This window comes from Pseudomonas sp. TWI628, from assembly GCF_039673865.1.
In the GTDB taxonomy this organism is placed as follows: domain Bacteria; phylum Pseudomonadota; class Gammaproteobacteria; order Pseudomonadales; family Pseudomonadaceae; genus Aquipseudomonas.
Genome location: NZ_JBDJMM010000023.1, coordinates 42,399 through 55,154 on the forward strand (window position 1 = coordinate 42,399; position 12,756 = coordinate 55,154).

Sequence of the window (12,756 nt, forward strand, 5' to 3'; positions counted from 1 at the left end):
CATTACGAATGGAGGCTCTCAATGAGCGCTGTAAACACGCCTGCTGGTTTTACCGATTACAAAGTCGCTGACATTTCCCTGGCCGCTTGGGGCCGTCGCGAAACCATCATCGCCGAATCGGAAATGCCTGCACTGATGGGCCTGCGTCGCAAGTACCTCACCGAGCAACCGCTCAAGGGTGCGAAGATCCTGGGCTGCATCCACATGACCATTCAGACTGCCGTGCTGATCGAAACCCTGGTTGCCCTGGGTGCCGAAGTGCGCTGGTCGTCCTGCAACATCTTCTCGACTCAAGACCAGGCCGCCGCTTCCATCGCCGCCGCCGGTATCCCTGTGTTCGCCTGGAAAGGCGAAACCGAGGAAGAGTACGAGTGGTGCCTGGAGCAGACCATCCTCAAGGATGGCCAGCCATGGGACGCCAACATGATCCTCGACGACGGCGGTGACCTGACCGAACTGCTGCACAAGAAGTACCCTGCCGTTCTGGAGCGCGTTCACGGCGTTACCGAAGAGACCACCACCGGCGTGCACCGCCTGCTGGACATGCTGGCCAAGGGCGAGCTGAAAGTCCCGGCGATCAACGTCAACGACTCGGTCACCAAGAGCAAGAACGACAACAAGTACGGCTGCCGTCACAGCCTGAACGACGCCATCAAGCGTGGTACCGACCACCTGCTGTCGGGCAAGCAGGCCCTGGTGATCGGCTACGGTGACGTGGGCAAGGGTTCGGCCCAGTCGCTGCGCCAGGAAGGCATGATCGTCAAGGTCAGCGAAGTTGATCCGATCTGCGCCATGCAGGCCTGCATGGACGGCTTCGAGCTGGTTTCGCCGTTCATCGACGGCATCAACAACGGTACTGAAGCAAGCATCGACAAGGCGCTGCTGGGCAAGATCGACCTGATCGTCACCACCACCGGCAACGTCAACGTCTGCGACGCCAACATGCTCAAGGCCCTGAAGAAGCGCGCCGTGGTCTGCAACATCGGCCACTTCGACAACGAAATCGACACCGCCTTCATGCGCAAGAACTGGGCATGGGAAGAGGTCAAGCCGCAGGTACACAAGATTCACCGTACCGGCGCCGGCGACTTCGACCCGCAGAACGACGACTACTTGATCCTGCTGGCCGAAGGCCGCCTGGTCAACCTGGGCAACGCCACTGGCCACCCAAGCCGCATCATGGATGGTTCGTTCGCCAACCAGGTACTGGCGCAGATTTTCCTGTTCGAGCAGAAGTTCGCTGACCTGCCGGCCGAGAAAAAAGCCGAGCGCCTGACCGTTGAAGTGCTGCCGAAGAAGCTCGACGAAGAAGTAGCCCTGGAAATGGTCCGCGGCTTCGGCGGCGTGGTCACCCAGCTGACCAAGCAGCAAGCCGACTATATTGGTGTGACCGTCGAAGGCCCGTTCAAGCCGCACGCCTACCGCTACTAAGCGGCAGGCTTGAAGCGACACGCTTCAAAGCCGAAACCTGAACGATGCCCAAGCCAGATCGGCCATCACCGATCTGGCTTTTACTTGCAGCTTGCTGCTTGAGGCTTGCTGCTCGAGGAACGCCAGATGTCCCAAGATCGCCGTTACAGTTTCGAGTTTTTCCCAACCAAGACCGACGCCGGTCACGAGAAGCTGATGGGCGTTGCCCGCCAGCTGGCCGCGTACAACCCGGACTTCTTCTCCTGCACCTACGGTGCCGGTGGCTCTACCCGCGACCGCACGCTGAACACCGTGCTGCAGCTGGAAAGCGAAGTGAAGGTCCCTGCCGCGCCGCACCTGTCGTGCGTCGGCGACACCAAGGACGAGCTGCGCTCCCTGCTGGCCGAATACAAGGCAGCCGGCATAAAGCGCATCGTCGCCCTGCGTGGCGACCTGCCGTCGGGCATGGGCATGGCCAGTGGTGAACTGCGTTATGCCAGCGACCTGGTCGAGTTCATCCGCCAGGAAACCGGCGACCACTTCCACCTGGAAGTTGCCGCCTATCCGGAAATGCACCCACAGGCGCGCAACTTCGAGGCCGACCTGGGCAACTTCGTGCACAAGGTCAAGGCCGGTGCCGACAGCGCCATCACCCAGTATTTCTTCAACGCCGACAGCTACTTCTACTTCGTCGAGCGTGCGCAGAAAATGGGCGTGGACATCCCGGTGGTGCCCGGCATCATGCCGATCACCAACTACAGCAAACTGGCGCGTTTCTCCGATGCCTGCGGCGCCGAGATCCCACGCTGGATCCGCAAGCAACTGGAAGCCTACGGCGACGATACGGCGAGCATCCAGGCCTTTGGCGAAGAAGTCATCACCCGCATGTGCGAGCAACTGCTGCAAGGCGGCGCACCGGGCCTGCACTTCTATACCCTTAACCAGGCCGAGGCGAGCCTGGCGATCTGGAACAATCTGAAACTGCCACGCTGAAACTTTTTGGCATCAACAGATTCTGAAACAATTAAGGCTTTAGTCGTAGACTAGGGCCTTATTTACTTTCTGGCTCTGATAGGTGTCGCCTGCAATGCAACATTTCCTGCCATCTCGCCCTCAGCTCGTATACCTGGCGTTCGGCCCCGCCACCTATCATCAGGAAGCCTGTTTCAGCATCGTCAGCGCCCTCGCGCAGCTGGGGGGCAAGGCCAATCTGGCCATCGACATCCAGGTCTATACCGACAACGCCGAGCCTTACGGCAAACTGCCAGTAACCGTTCATCTGCTCGACGAGGCTACCCGCAAGGCCTGGAACCAGCCCCACGGCTATCACTTTCGCAGCAAGCATGTGCTGATGCGCCAAGTGCTGCAGCAACACCCTCAGGCCGTGCTGATCGACACCGATACGTTCTTCCGCAAGTCGCCACTGCAACTGTTCCAGCGGGTCAAGCCCGGCACGCTGCTGTGCAATGCCATTGGCGCGCGCTACGGCGCGAATCAGCAGTGCCTGCTGTACACCAACCTGCTCGGCATTCTCGAGTCACGCGGCCTCGCCGACCGCCAGATGCCGCTGGTCAACTCGGGCGTGATCGGCCTGTGCGCCGAGGACACCGACGTGCTGGACCGCTCCATTGCCATGATGGACGAGTTCTACCCGTTGGTCCGCACCGCCTACACCCTTGAAGAGTTCTGCCTGGCGGTGGCCGCTTACCGCAAGATGGAACTGGCCGAATGCACCGACGTCATCCACCACTACTGGAGCCGCAAGGCCCAGTTCCGCGCCAAGATCCAGGCCTGGCTGCGCAAACACGGCGATAACCCACTGGGGCCGGCGGCGCTTGCCGATGTGGCATTGGTCAACGACCAACTGCCACGCCCACCGACCCTGCAGCGCCTGGGTTACAAGGCACTGAGCCTGACCATGCCCAGCCGCGAGCGCCAGTTCGTGCGCGAGCTGCTGTACGGCTGCTACCCCTACCCCAACGAGTTCGATCGCGCCTGTGCAACGGCCTGGTGGGACAAGGCGCTGGAGAACCTCAACGAACGCCACGGGCGCATCGAACCCGAGCAGTTGCGCCAGTGCCTGCGTCACCCGAGCCTGCGCCTGTCTTTGGGCGACCGGCGCAAGGATATCGAGGCGCACCTGCTGCGTGCTTCCCATCGCTGATGGCCAAAACCGGGGCCTTTGATCTTCACTGGCCTTGCTCCGGGTGAGCGCGTAATCTCGCGCCATGCCCCACATCGTCCAATTGCTGTGCACCCTGCTGCTCGCCTGCCTGAGCCCGATGGCGCTAGGTGAGCGGCTGCGCCTGGTCAGCGATGACTGGGCACCGTATGTGTATCGCGATAGTGGCCAGGCCAAAGGGATCGACTACGAAGTCACCACCGAGGTATTCCGCCGCCTGGGTGTCGAGGTGGACTGGCAGTTCCTGCCGTGGAAGCGCTGCCTGGCCTTGGTGGAGCTGGGCCAGGCTGACGGGGTGATGGACATTTTCCAGGTCGAGTCGCGCAAGGCCTACATGGTCTATCCGGCAGAGCCTATGTCCGATGTCGAGTTCGTGCTGTTTCAGGCCAGCGATCGGCGCCATGCCATCCGCCAGCTGGATGACCTAGCCGGCCTGACCGTAGGCACGTCGCCGGGCTACGCCTACGACGCGGCGTTCAATGAGTCCGAGGATTTCCGCCGCGAAACTGCGCCGAGCCACGAAGCCAATTTTGGCAAACTCATACGCGGGCGCATCGATCTGCTGGTCACTGACCGCCTGGTCGGGCGTTACCTGCAAAACCAGCTTGGCCTCGAACAGCAGGTCGAAGAGCTGCCCCTGGTCATCAGCCGTCAGGCGCAATACCTGGGCCTGGCGCGCAAACCCGGGCGCGAACAACTGGCCCAGGCGTTTACCGAAGAGCTGCGTCGTTTCAAGCAGGAACCGGCGTTCGAGGCGATTATCGAACACTACATCGGCGACGCAGGCGATCTTGTCGGCGCCGTTGAGCAGCAGGAAAGCAGCACGCTGCGTTAGCTCTGTTATACTCGGGCCTTCCCGCCCGGCTCACGCCCGGACGCTCGGCCTCGCAACAGGCATCCCGATCGGCATTGACGCCCCTTGGCGTCCACCCTCCGCTTCCCGGATGTGCAGTGAAAGCCCAGCTGGACCGGACGCGATCGCATCCCTTCGATGCCCGTCGCGCCAGGCAGAATATCCCAACGGGCCCAGCCCAAACGAGAACAGGATTGCCCATGTCCTTTGCTTCCCTCGGTCTCTCCGAGGCTCTTGTCCGCGCTATCGAGGCAGCGGGCTACACCCAGCCGACTCCGGTGCAACAGCGGGCCATTCCCGCCGTGTTGCAAGGCCGTGACCTGATGGTTGCCGCACAGACCGGTACTGGTAAAACCGGCGGCTTCGCCTTGCCGATCCTCGAGCGCCTGTTCCCGGCCGGCCACCCCGACAAATCCCAGCGTCATGGCCCGCGCCAACCGCGCGTACTGGTCCTGACCCCGACCCGCGAGCTCGCCGCCCAGGTACACGACAGCTTCAAGGTGTACGCCCGCGACCTGCCACTGGTCAGCGCCTGCATCTTCGGCGGCGTCGGCATGAACCCGCAGATCCAGGCCATTGCCAAGGGTGTCGACGTGCTCGTCGCCTGCCCGGGGCGCCTGCTCGACCTGGCCGGCCAAGGCAAGGTCGACCTGGCCCACGTGGAAATCCTGGTCCTCGACGAAGCCGACCGCATGCTCGACATGGGCTTCATCCATGACGTCAAGAAGGTCCTCAACCGCCTGCCGGCCAAGCGCCAGAACCTGCTGTTCTCGGCGACCTTCTCCAAAGACATCACCGACCTGGCCGACAAGCTCCTGCACAACCCGGAGCGCATCGAGGTCACCCCCCCGAACACCACCGTCGAGCGCATCGAGCAGCGCGTCTACCGCCTGCCCGCCAGCCACAAGCGTGCCCTGCTGGCGCACTTGATCACGCTGGGTGCCTGGGAACAGGTACTGGTGTTCACCCGCACCAAGCACGGCGCCAACCGCCTGGCCGAGTACCTGGAAAAGCACGGCCTGACCGCTGCCGCGATCCATGGCAACAAGAGCCAGAACGCTCGCACCAAGGCCCTGGCCGACTTCAAGGCCAATAGCGTGCGCGTGCTGGTGGCAACCGACATCGCCGCCCGCGGCCTGGACATCGACCAACTGCCCCATGTGGTCAACTTCGAGCTGCCGAACGTCGAGGAAGACTATGTACACCGCATCGGCCGTACCGGCCGTGCCGGGCGCTCGGGCGAGGCCATCTCCATGGTCGCGCCGGATGAAGAAAAGCTGCTCAAGAGCATCGAACGGGTCACCAAGCAGAAGATCCCGGACGGCGACCTGATGGGCTTCGATGCCAGCCAGGTAGAAGCTGAAAAGCCTGAAGTGCGCGAGCGCCAGCAGAACAGCGGCCGCGGCGGCCGCAACCAGCAGCAGGCCCGTGGCGAAGGCGGCAAAGACGCCAACGGCGGCCGCAAGGACAAGGGCAAGGACAAAGGCAAGGCCAAGCAGCAGGCCGCTGACAAGCCGGCCGACAAGGAAAAGTCCGGCGACAAGCAGCAGCAGCCACGCAAGCCGCGTGACAAGAAGCCTCGCCAGCAGCAGCAACAAGCCAGCAGCAACGGCGCGCCGAAAGCAGCTGCTGATCGCGACCCGGAAGAATTCCTGGATGATGACGTGGACAACTTCGGCAACCGCGCCGACTACGTCAGCCCTTACCAGGGCAAAGGCCAGGGCCGTAACCGCCGCCCAGGCGGCGCCGGCCAGGGGCAAAGCCAGCAGGGCCAGGGTCAATCCCCGCGCAGCAACAACGGCGGTGGCCAGGGCCAGGGCCGCAATGCTGGCGGCCAGCAGCGCAACGCCAGCGGCGACAAGCGCCCACGCAACAACAATGGTGGTGGCGCCCGTCGTGACAACAATGGCGGTGGCCGCAACCGTTCGGCTGGACGTGACGATGCATCGCGGCAGGAGCCAGCAGTGCGCAGCACCCGCGAACAGCACCAGCCAGTGATCATCCGCAAGGAATCCAAGCTCGACCGTTACCCGACACCCGAGCAGCTGGACGATCTGCCAAGCCGCCCTCGCGGTGAGCGCCCAGCACTGCTTACCCGCAAGGGCTAAGTCGCGCATCAGGCATAAAAAAACGCCGCCCAATGGGCGGCGTTTTTTATTGCCTGGACAGCAACATCACTTCTGCTGAACACCTTCGAACACGAAGTACAGCTCAACCTTCTCGGACAGCGGGCCGAGGTCCATGGACTTGGGCGCGAAATCCTTGCGGTTGATATCGAGCTTGCCCTCGAAGCCGGCACGGTAGCCGCCCCATGGGTCTTTGCCTTCACCAATGAAGGTGGCCTTGATCACCACCGGCTTGGTGACGCCGGTCAGGGTCAGATCACCGGCGACATCGGCGGTCAGTTGGCCTTCGGCGTTCTTGCCGGTCGGGGTCACCTTGGTCGACTTGAAGGTCGCAGTGGGGTACTTGGCTACGTCAAGGAAGTCCTTGCTCTTGATGTGCTTGTCACGCTCGGCGTGGTTGGTATCCACGCTTACAGTCTTGAGGGTGACGTCGATCTTGCTGGCTTCAGGCTTGGCCGGGTCCCAGCTGAAGTTACCATCCCAGTCCTTGAAGGTACCGGTGATGAAGCTGTAGCCCAGGTGGCTGATCTTGAAATCAACGAACGCGTGCTGGCCTTCCTTGTCAACCTTGTACTCGGCGGCCATGGCCTGGCCAGCGGTGAACAGAGCGGTACCGAGCGCCAGAGCGGCAAAAGTCTTTTTCAACATCCTTACTTCCTTCCTATGCAATTGAGGTTGAGAGTCAAGCTTTGCGGCCCAGCATGCGGGTCAGGGTCGCGTCACGGTCGATAAAATGGTGTTTCAGGGCGGCCAGGGCGTGCAGCACGGCAAAGATCACCAGGCCCCATGCCAACCACAGATGAATCACGCCAGCCAGGTCCGCCTGATCAGGCAGGTCGCTGATCAGCGCCGGCACCTCGAACAGGCCGAACACCGGAATACCGACGCCGTCGGCAGTGGAAATCAGGTAACCGGCGATCATCACCGCAAACAGCCCCAGGTACAGCGCCAGGTGCCCCAGCTTGGCCGCCACGCGGGTGAATGCCCCGTGGTTGGCCGGTGCCGGTGGTGGCGGGCTGATGAAACGCCAGATCACGCGCAGCAACATGACCGCCAGCAATACCAGGCCGATGCTCTTGTGCAGGTCCGGGCCTGCCTTGCGCCAAGGGTCGTAGTAGCCGAGGTCGACCATCCACAGGCCCAGGCCGAACAGGCCGAAGACTGCCAATGCAACGCCCCAGTGCAGGACGATGCTGACCACGCCATAGCGAGAAGGTGAATTGCGCAGTTGCATGATGACGTGGTTCCCCGTGAAAGCTGTGCACAGACTATCGCGTAACGTATCGAATAAAAGCTTAAAAAACTGCTTTGGATTATCGAGAAATACGATGATTAGTGTGTGAGTTTCCTATTAAGGAAACATTAACAATAGTCGGAGAGTTTGAGGCTGCCAGGGCTGGCCCTATCGCCGGCTTGCCGGTGATAGGGCCAGTGCTGATTTCACATCAGTTTGCCTGAGCCTGGGTATTGGCCACCGGCTTCTTCACAGGCTCGGATTTGACCGTGGCTTTCTTCGGCTCAACCGCCTTTTTCGCCTGCTTGGCCGCAGGCTTGTGCGCCGGTGCATGTTTGGCCGGTGCTGCCTTGGTTGCGGCGGGCTTGGCCGGCTCTTCCTTGGCCACTTCTGCAGGTGCAGGGGTAGCAGGGGCGGCTGCAGGGGCCGGGGCCGGTGCTGGCGCGACTTCCTCGGCCTTGGCAACCGGTGCAGCCTTCACTTCAGGTTTGTCGGAACCACCGAACAGGCGCGAGAAGAACCCGCCGCTGTCCTTCTTCGCCACCGCTGCACCGGCTGTCGCCGCAGCTGCGACGGTCGCAGCCTTGGCCGGGTCGAACGACTTGCCGGCGAGCAAGTCCTGCACCTGGCTGGCAGCGCGTTGGCCACTGCGCAGGGCACCCTCGAGGGTACCCGGATAGAGCGCGTCGGTGTGCTCACCGGCAAAGGTGATGCGCTGCACCGGGCGCTCCCACAGGCGCCAGTACTTGCTGATCTGCCCCGGGCCATAGGCCAGGTAGGCGCCACCGGTACCCGCATCGACGCTGTAACGTTTGACTTCGTAACCGGTGAACGCGCCACGGGCCTGTGGATAGAAGGCATGCAGGCGGATCAGCACCTGGTCGACCATCTGCTTGTCGCCAAAGGCCTGCAGCAGACGCGCATTGTCACCCGACAGGTTGATCACCACGTTGGCGCCCCCCTTGAGTGCGGGCTCGATCCATAGCATGCCGAGGCCGGTGTTACTGAAGATCTCGCCCGACATGCGCGCGCGGCTTTCCCATACAGGTTGCTTGAACTTGAGCATCAGTTGGTCACGCCAGCCGTAGTTCGTGCCCTTGATCGCTGCCACGTGCTGGGTGTCCAGGCCAGGGGTGATCTGGATCTTGGCCAGCGCCCGCAGTGGCACTGCCATCACCAGGTAATCGGCCTTGTAGTCCGTGCTGCCGACCTTGACGCTGACGCCATCCTTGTCCTGCACGATTGCCGTGACTGGCGAACTGGTTTTGATGGTCTTCAGCTGCTTGACGAATGCCTGGGCCAGTACCGGGCTACCGCCAGGCAGGCGCGCGGCGCGCAGGTCACGGTCGCTGACCCCACGGTAGACGCGGTTTTGCTGAGCAAAGTAGAGCAGCGACAGGCGCGATGGCTCATCGTAGCGGGTACGGATCTGCTGGTTGATCAGCTGACGCGCAGTGCTCGGCAGTTGCAGCTTGTCCAGCCAGGTGGACACGTTCATCTGGTCGAGGGCGAACAGCGTGCTGGTCGCCTGCGGGTTGAGCGGGTCATCGATCGAACGAGCCAGGTCGTCGAGGGTTTTCTCGTAGCGTTTGAGCGCCTCGGCGGTGGCCGGTTGCTTGGTGGCCAGGTCAGTGGCGCTGAAGTACTCACCGTCGATCAGATAGCCCGGGGTACGCACGAACTCCGGCGCGGGCAGTGTTTCAAGCTTGAAACGGTCGAGGTATTGGTTGAGCACCGGCTGGGCCTTGGCATTGCCGATCCACTCGCTGGTGGCCAGGCCGGAACGCCCCCCCATGCCCGACTTGGCCTCCAGCAAGGTGACCTGCCAGCCTTTGTTCTGCAGCTCGTACGCCGCGGTCAGGCCTGCCAGGCCGCCACCCACCACGATTGCCGACGGTGTCTTGTCCTTTGCCAGCGCGGCGCCGCTGGACACACCGATCAATACCAACGCACACAGGCGCACCCAAGCAGCAGCCATGTCGGCGAACTCCGAGTTGAAATTGCAGGGATGAGAAGAGGCAGGAATGCCCCGAGAGACGATGCGCTAAGAATACGTCAGGTATTCAGACCCTGCCAGCACAGCGACATCAAGTGCCTTTGGCAACTGGCATTTTTGTCAGTAGCCAGGCTTTCGGCCATTGGGTGAAGCTGGCGAAAGTGGCTGAAAAAACCGACAACAGGAGCTACACGATGACCTATGAGGAGCATTTCGCACAGGTAAAACGACAATTCTTGTGGCACAACCAGACAGTACAGACCCCATCAGGCCTGAAAATCCGCTCCAACGGCACGTCATGGACCGGATTGCATGAAGCGTTCAAAGGCGAAGATGGCACCGAACTGGTGATCGGCGAGCACAGTGACGTGGAGATTGCCTTCAACGAGGAAGTCGAATGCCTGCGGCTGGAATATTACGTCGTCAGCGACCAGCACTTCGAGGATGTGCAGATGTTGCTGGATACCGATGGCTACGACATGGACCTGATCGCCCCGGTCCCGCGCAACTTCTACTGGCTGACCCTCTCTGGCAGCGGCTACACCGACTACAGGCCGGGGCCGATTTCCACGCACCCCTACCATCAGCTCATCGAAGGGCCCTTCCGCCGCCTGACCATCTCCACTTCACAGGCTGGCACCGTACATATCCGCAAGCTGGAATGGACCCGCACCTGCCGCCATTGAGCACTAGCGGTTGTCCTGCCCCCTGGCTTTGCTTAGGCTTACGCGGTCAAAGCAGGCAGTAAGCCAGGAGAAGTGCCCATGGGCCTCAACGATCAGTGGATGCAACGCGACCTCAAAGTCCTGTGGCACCCCTGCACCCAGATGAAAGACCACGAGCAGCTGCCACTGATCCCGATCCGCCGCGGTGAAGGGGTGTGGCTCGAGGACTTCGACGGCAAACGCTACCTGGATGCCGTGAGCAGCTGGTGGGTCAACGTGTTCGGCCACGCCAACCCGCGCATCAACCAGCGCATCAAGGACCAGGTCGACCAACTGGAGCACGTGATCCTCGCAGGCTTCAGCCACCAGCCGGTGATCGAGCTGTCCGAGCGCCTGGTCGCCATGACCCCCGCCGGGCTCGACCGGGTGTTCTATGCCGACAACGGCTCGTCGTGCATCGAAGTGGCGTTGAAGATGAGCTTCCACTACTGGCAGAACATCGGCAAACCGGCGAAAAAGCGCTTCGTTACCCTGACCAACAGCTACCACGGCGAGACCATTGCCGCGATGTCGGTCGGCGACGTGCCGCTGTTCACCGAAACCTACAAGGCACTGCTGCTCGATACCATCAAAGTGCCAAGCCCCGACTGCTACCTGCGCCCCGAGGGCATGAGCTGGGAAGAACACTCGCGCAATATGTTCGCCGCCATGGAGCAGACCCTGGCCGAACACCACGAAACCCTCTCGGCGGTGATCGTCGAACCGCTGATCCAGGGTGCCGGCGGCATGCGCATGTACCACCCGGTGTACCTCAAGCTGCTGCGCGAGGCCTGCGACCGCTATGACGTGCACCTGATCCACGACGAGATCGCCGTCGGTTTCGGCCGCACCGGCACGATGTTCGCCTGCGAGCAGGCCGGCATCCGCCCGGACTTCCTGTGCCTGTCCAAGGCCCTGACCGGTGGCTACCTGCCGCTGGCCGCCTGCCTGACCACCGACAAGGTGTACCAGGCCTTCTACGACGATTACCCGACCCTGCGCGCGTTCCTCCACTCGCACAGCTACACCGGCAACCCGCTGGCCTGCGCCGCCGCCCTGGCGACGCTGGACATCTTCGAGCAGGACAACGTGATCGAGGCCAACAAGGCCCTGGCCGCGCGCATGGCCAGCGCCACCGCGCACCTGGCCGACCATGCCCATGTCGCCGAAATCCGCCAGACCGGCATGGCCCTGGCCATCGAGATGGTCCAGGACAAGGCCACCAAGGCCGCCTACCCGTGGCAGGAGCGTCGTGGCCTGAAGGTGTTCGAGCACGCCCTGACCCGCGGCGCCCTGCTGCGCCCGCTGGGCAGCGTGGTGTACTTCCTGCCGCCGTACGTGATTACCCCGGAGCAGATCGACTTCCTCGCCGAGGTGGCCAGCGAAGGCATCGACATCGCCACCCGCGACAGCGTCAGCGTCGCCGTCCCGGCCAACTTCCACCCCGACTTCCGCGACCCAGGCTAGCCCCGGCAGTTCGCCATATCACTATCCCTGTGTCTCTCTTCTACCGAGCAAACCCATGCGACTGTCCCGCTTCTTCATCGACGCCCCCCTGAGCCTTGGCGAGCATGACTTGCCCGAAGCCCAGGCCCACTACATCGGCCGCGTCCTGCGCATGGCCCCTGGCGATGCCGTGCAACTGTTCGATGGCAGTGGCCAGGAATACCTCGGCCAACTGCTCGAAGTCGGCAAGAAGACGGTACGCGTCAACCTCGAACAGGCCCTCCCCGGCCAGCCCGACTCGCCGCTGCAGGTCCACCTCGGCCAGGGCCTGTCGCGCGGCGAGCGCATGGACTGGGCGATCCAGAAGGCCACCGAGCTTGGTGCCAACGCAATCACCCCGATCGTCAGCGAGCGCTGTGAAGTGCGCCTGAAGGACGAGCGTGCCGACAAGCGCCTGGCCCACTGGCGCCAAGTGGCGATCAGTGCCTGTGAACAATGCGGCCGTTCGACCCTGCCGGTCATTCATCCGCCAGTGACCCTGGCCGAATGGCTCAAGGGCACCGAAGCCGAGCTCAAACTGGTCCTGCACCCGGTCGCCGAGCCGCTGACCAGCCATGACAAGCCGGCAACGTTGGCTTTCCTGATCGGCCCGGAAGGTGGCCTGAACGAGGCGGAAGTCGAACAGGCCAAGGCGGCTGGCTTCCATGCTGCCCGCCTTGGGCCGCGGGTACTGCGTACCGAGACAGCGCCGGTGGTGGCGCTGTCGGTGGCGCAGCAGCTGTGGGGTGATTTTTCGTAAACAAAA

Annotated in this window: 11 protein-coding genes; 8 read left to right on the forward strand and 3 right to left on the reverse strand. The window is 62.6% G+C overall.

Annotated elements, in window-relative coordinates; translation table 11 throughout:
• Positions 1-21: 21 nt before the first annotated feature.
• From ahcY to ABE528_RS18665, 5 genes are all read left to right on the forward strand, one after another.
• Positions 22-1,431, forward strand: coding sequence for an adenosylhomocysteinase (gene ahcY, locus ABE528_RS18645; protein ID WP_152955646.1), 1,410 nt, complete (start codon positions 22-24; stop codon positions 1,429-1,431).
• A gap of 126 nt (positions 1,432-1,557) precedes the next feature.
• Complete coding sequence (metF, locus tag ABE528_RS18650) at positions 1,558-2,403, forward strand: methylenetetrahydrofolate reductase [NAD(P)H] (protein WP_152955645.1); 846 nt, start codon at positions 1,558-1,560, stop codon at positions 2,401-2,403.
• Positions 2,404-2,497: 94 nt separating this feature from the next.
• Positions 2,498-3,574, forward strand: a complete 1,077-nt coding sequence (locus ABE528_RS18655) for a hypothetical protein (RefSeq protein WP_152955644.1) — start codon at positions 2,498-2,500, stop codon at positions 3,572-3,574.
• A gap of 64 nt (positions 3,575-3,638) precedes the next feature.
• The gene (locus ABE528_RS18660) at positions 3,639-4,427 is read left to right on the forward strand and encodes a transporter substrate-binding domain-containing protein (RefSeq protein ID WP_346653742.1); all 789 of its coding nucleotides are present in this window, start codon (positions 3,639-3,641) and stop codon (positions 4,425-4,427) included.
• Positions 4,428-4,645: 218 nt separating this feature from the next.
• A complete protein-coding gene (locus ABE528_RS18665; RefSeq protein WP_346653743.1) occupies positions 4,646-6,553 on the forward strand; it encodes a DEAD/DEAH box helicase in 1,908 nt (635 codons plus the stop codon).
• 66 nt (positions 6,554-6,619) lie between these two features.
• Here the strand turns inward: ABE528_RS18665 and ABE528_RS18670 are convergent, their stop codons facing one another.
• The 3 genes from ABE528_RS18670 to ABE528_RS18680 form a co-directional block, all read right to left on the reverse strand.
• Positions 6,620-7,219: a YceI family protein gene (locus tag ABE528_RS18670; protein WP_152955641.1), complete on the reverse strand. Its 600-nt coding sequence runs from the start codon at positions 7,217-7,219 to the stop codon at positions 6,620-6,622.
• Between the two features lie 34 nt (positions 7,220-7,253).
• The gene (locus tag ABE528_RS18675; protein ID WP_152955640.1) at positions 7,254-7,805 is read right to left on the reverse strand and encodes a cytochrome b; all 552 of its coding nucleotides are present in this window, start codon (positions 7,803-7,805) and stop codon (positions 7,254-7,256) included.
• Between the two features lie 211 nt (positions 7,806-8,016).
• Entirely contained in the window at positions 8,017-9,783 is a 1,767-nt protein-coding gene (locus ABE528_RS18680) for a flavin monoamine oxidase family protein (RefSeq protein WP_346653744.1), read from the reverse strand.
• 212 nt (positions 9,784-9,995) lie between these two features.
• Here ABE528_RS18680 and ABE528_RS18685 point away from each other — a divergent pair, with 212 nt between their 5' ends.
• From ABE528_RS18685 to ABE528_RS18695, 3 genes are all read left to right on the forward strand, one after another.
• Positions 9,996-10,487: a hypothetical protein gene (locus tag ABE528_RS18685; RefSeq protein ID WP_346653745.1), complete on the forward strand. Its 492-nt coding sequence runs from the start codon at positions 9,996-9,998 to the stop codon at positions 10,485-10,487.
• Between the two features lie 78 nt (positions 10,488-10,565).
• Positions 10,566-11,972, forward strand: a complete 1,407-nt coding sequence (locus ABE528_RS18690) for an adenosylmethionine--8-amino-7-oxononanoate transaminase (protein ID WP_152955637.1) — start codon at positions 10,566-10,568, stop codon at positions 11,970-11,972.
• 55 nt (positions 11,973-12,027) lie between these two features.
• Positions 12,028-12,750: a 16S rRNA (uracil(1498)-N(3))-methyltransferase gene (locus ABE528_RS18695; RefSeq protein ID WP_346653746.1), complete on the forward strand. Its 723-nt coding sequence runs from the start codon at positions 12,028-12,030 to the stop codon at positions 12,748-12,750.
• The last annotated feature ends 6 nt before the right edge of the window (positions 12,751-12,756 follow it).

Coding starts and splice junctions, on each gene's coding strand:
- ahcY (WP_152955646.1), top strand. CDS start 22: ATGAGCGCTGTAAACACGCCTGCTGGTTTTACCGATTACAAAGTCGCT.
- metF (WP_152955645.1), top strand. CDS start 1,558: ATGTCCCAAGATCGCCGTTACAGTTTCGAGTTTTTCCCAACCAAGACC.
- ABE528_RS18655 (WP_152955644.1), top strand. CDS start 2,498: ATGCAACATTTCCTGCCATCTCGCCCTCAGCTCGTATACCTGGCGTTC.
- ABE528_RS18660 (WP_346653742.1), top strand. CDS start 3,639: ATGCCCCACATCGTCCAATTGCTGTGCACCCTGCTGCTCGCCTGCCTG.
- ABE528_RS18665 (WP_346653743.1), top strand. CDS start 4,646: ATGTCCTTTGCTTCCCTCGGTCTCTCCGAGGCTCTTGTCCGCGCTATC.
- ABE528_RS18670 (WP_152955641.1), bottom strand. CDS start 7,219: ATGTTGAAAAAGACTTTTGCCGCTCTGGCGCTCGGTACCGCTCTGTTC.
- ABE528_RS18675 (WP_152955640.1), bottom strand. CDS start 7,805: ATGCAACTGCGCAATTCACCTTCTCGCTATGGCGTGGTCAGCATCGTC.
- ABE528_RS18680 (WP_346653744.1), bottom strand. CDS start 9,783: ATGGCTGCTGCTTGGGTGCGCCTGTGTGCGTTGGTATTGATCGGTGTG.
- ABE528_RS18685 (WP_346653745.1), top strand. CDS start 9,996: ATGACCTATGAGGAGCATTTCGCACAGGTAAAACGACAATTCTTGTGG.
- ABE528_RS18690 (WP_152955637.1), top strand. CDS start 10,566: ATGGGCCTCAACGATCAGTGGATGCAACGCGACCTCAAAGTCCTGTGG.
- ABE528_RS18695 (WP_346653746.1), top strand. CDS start 12,028: ATGCGACTGTCCCGCTTCTTCATCGACGCCCCCCTGAGCCTTGGCGAG.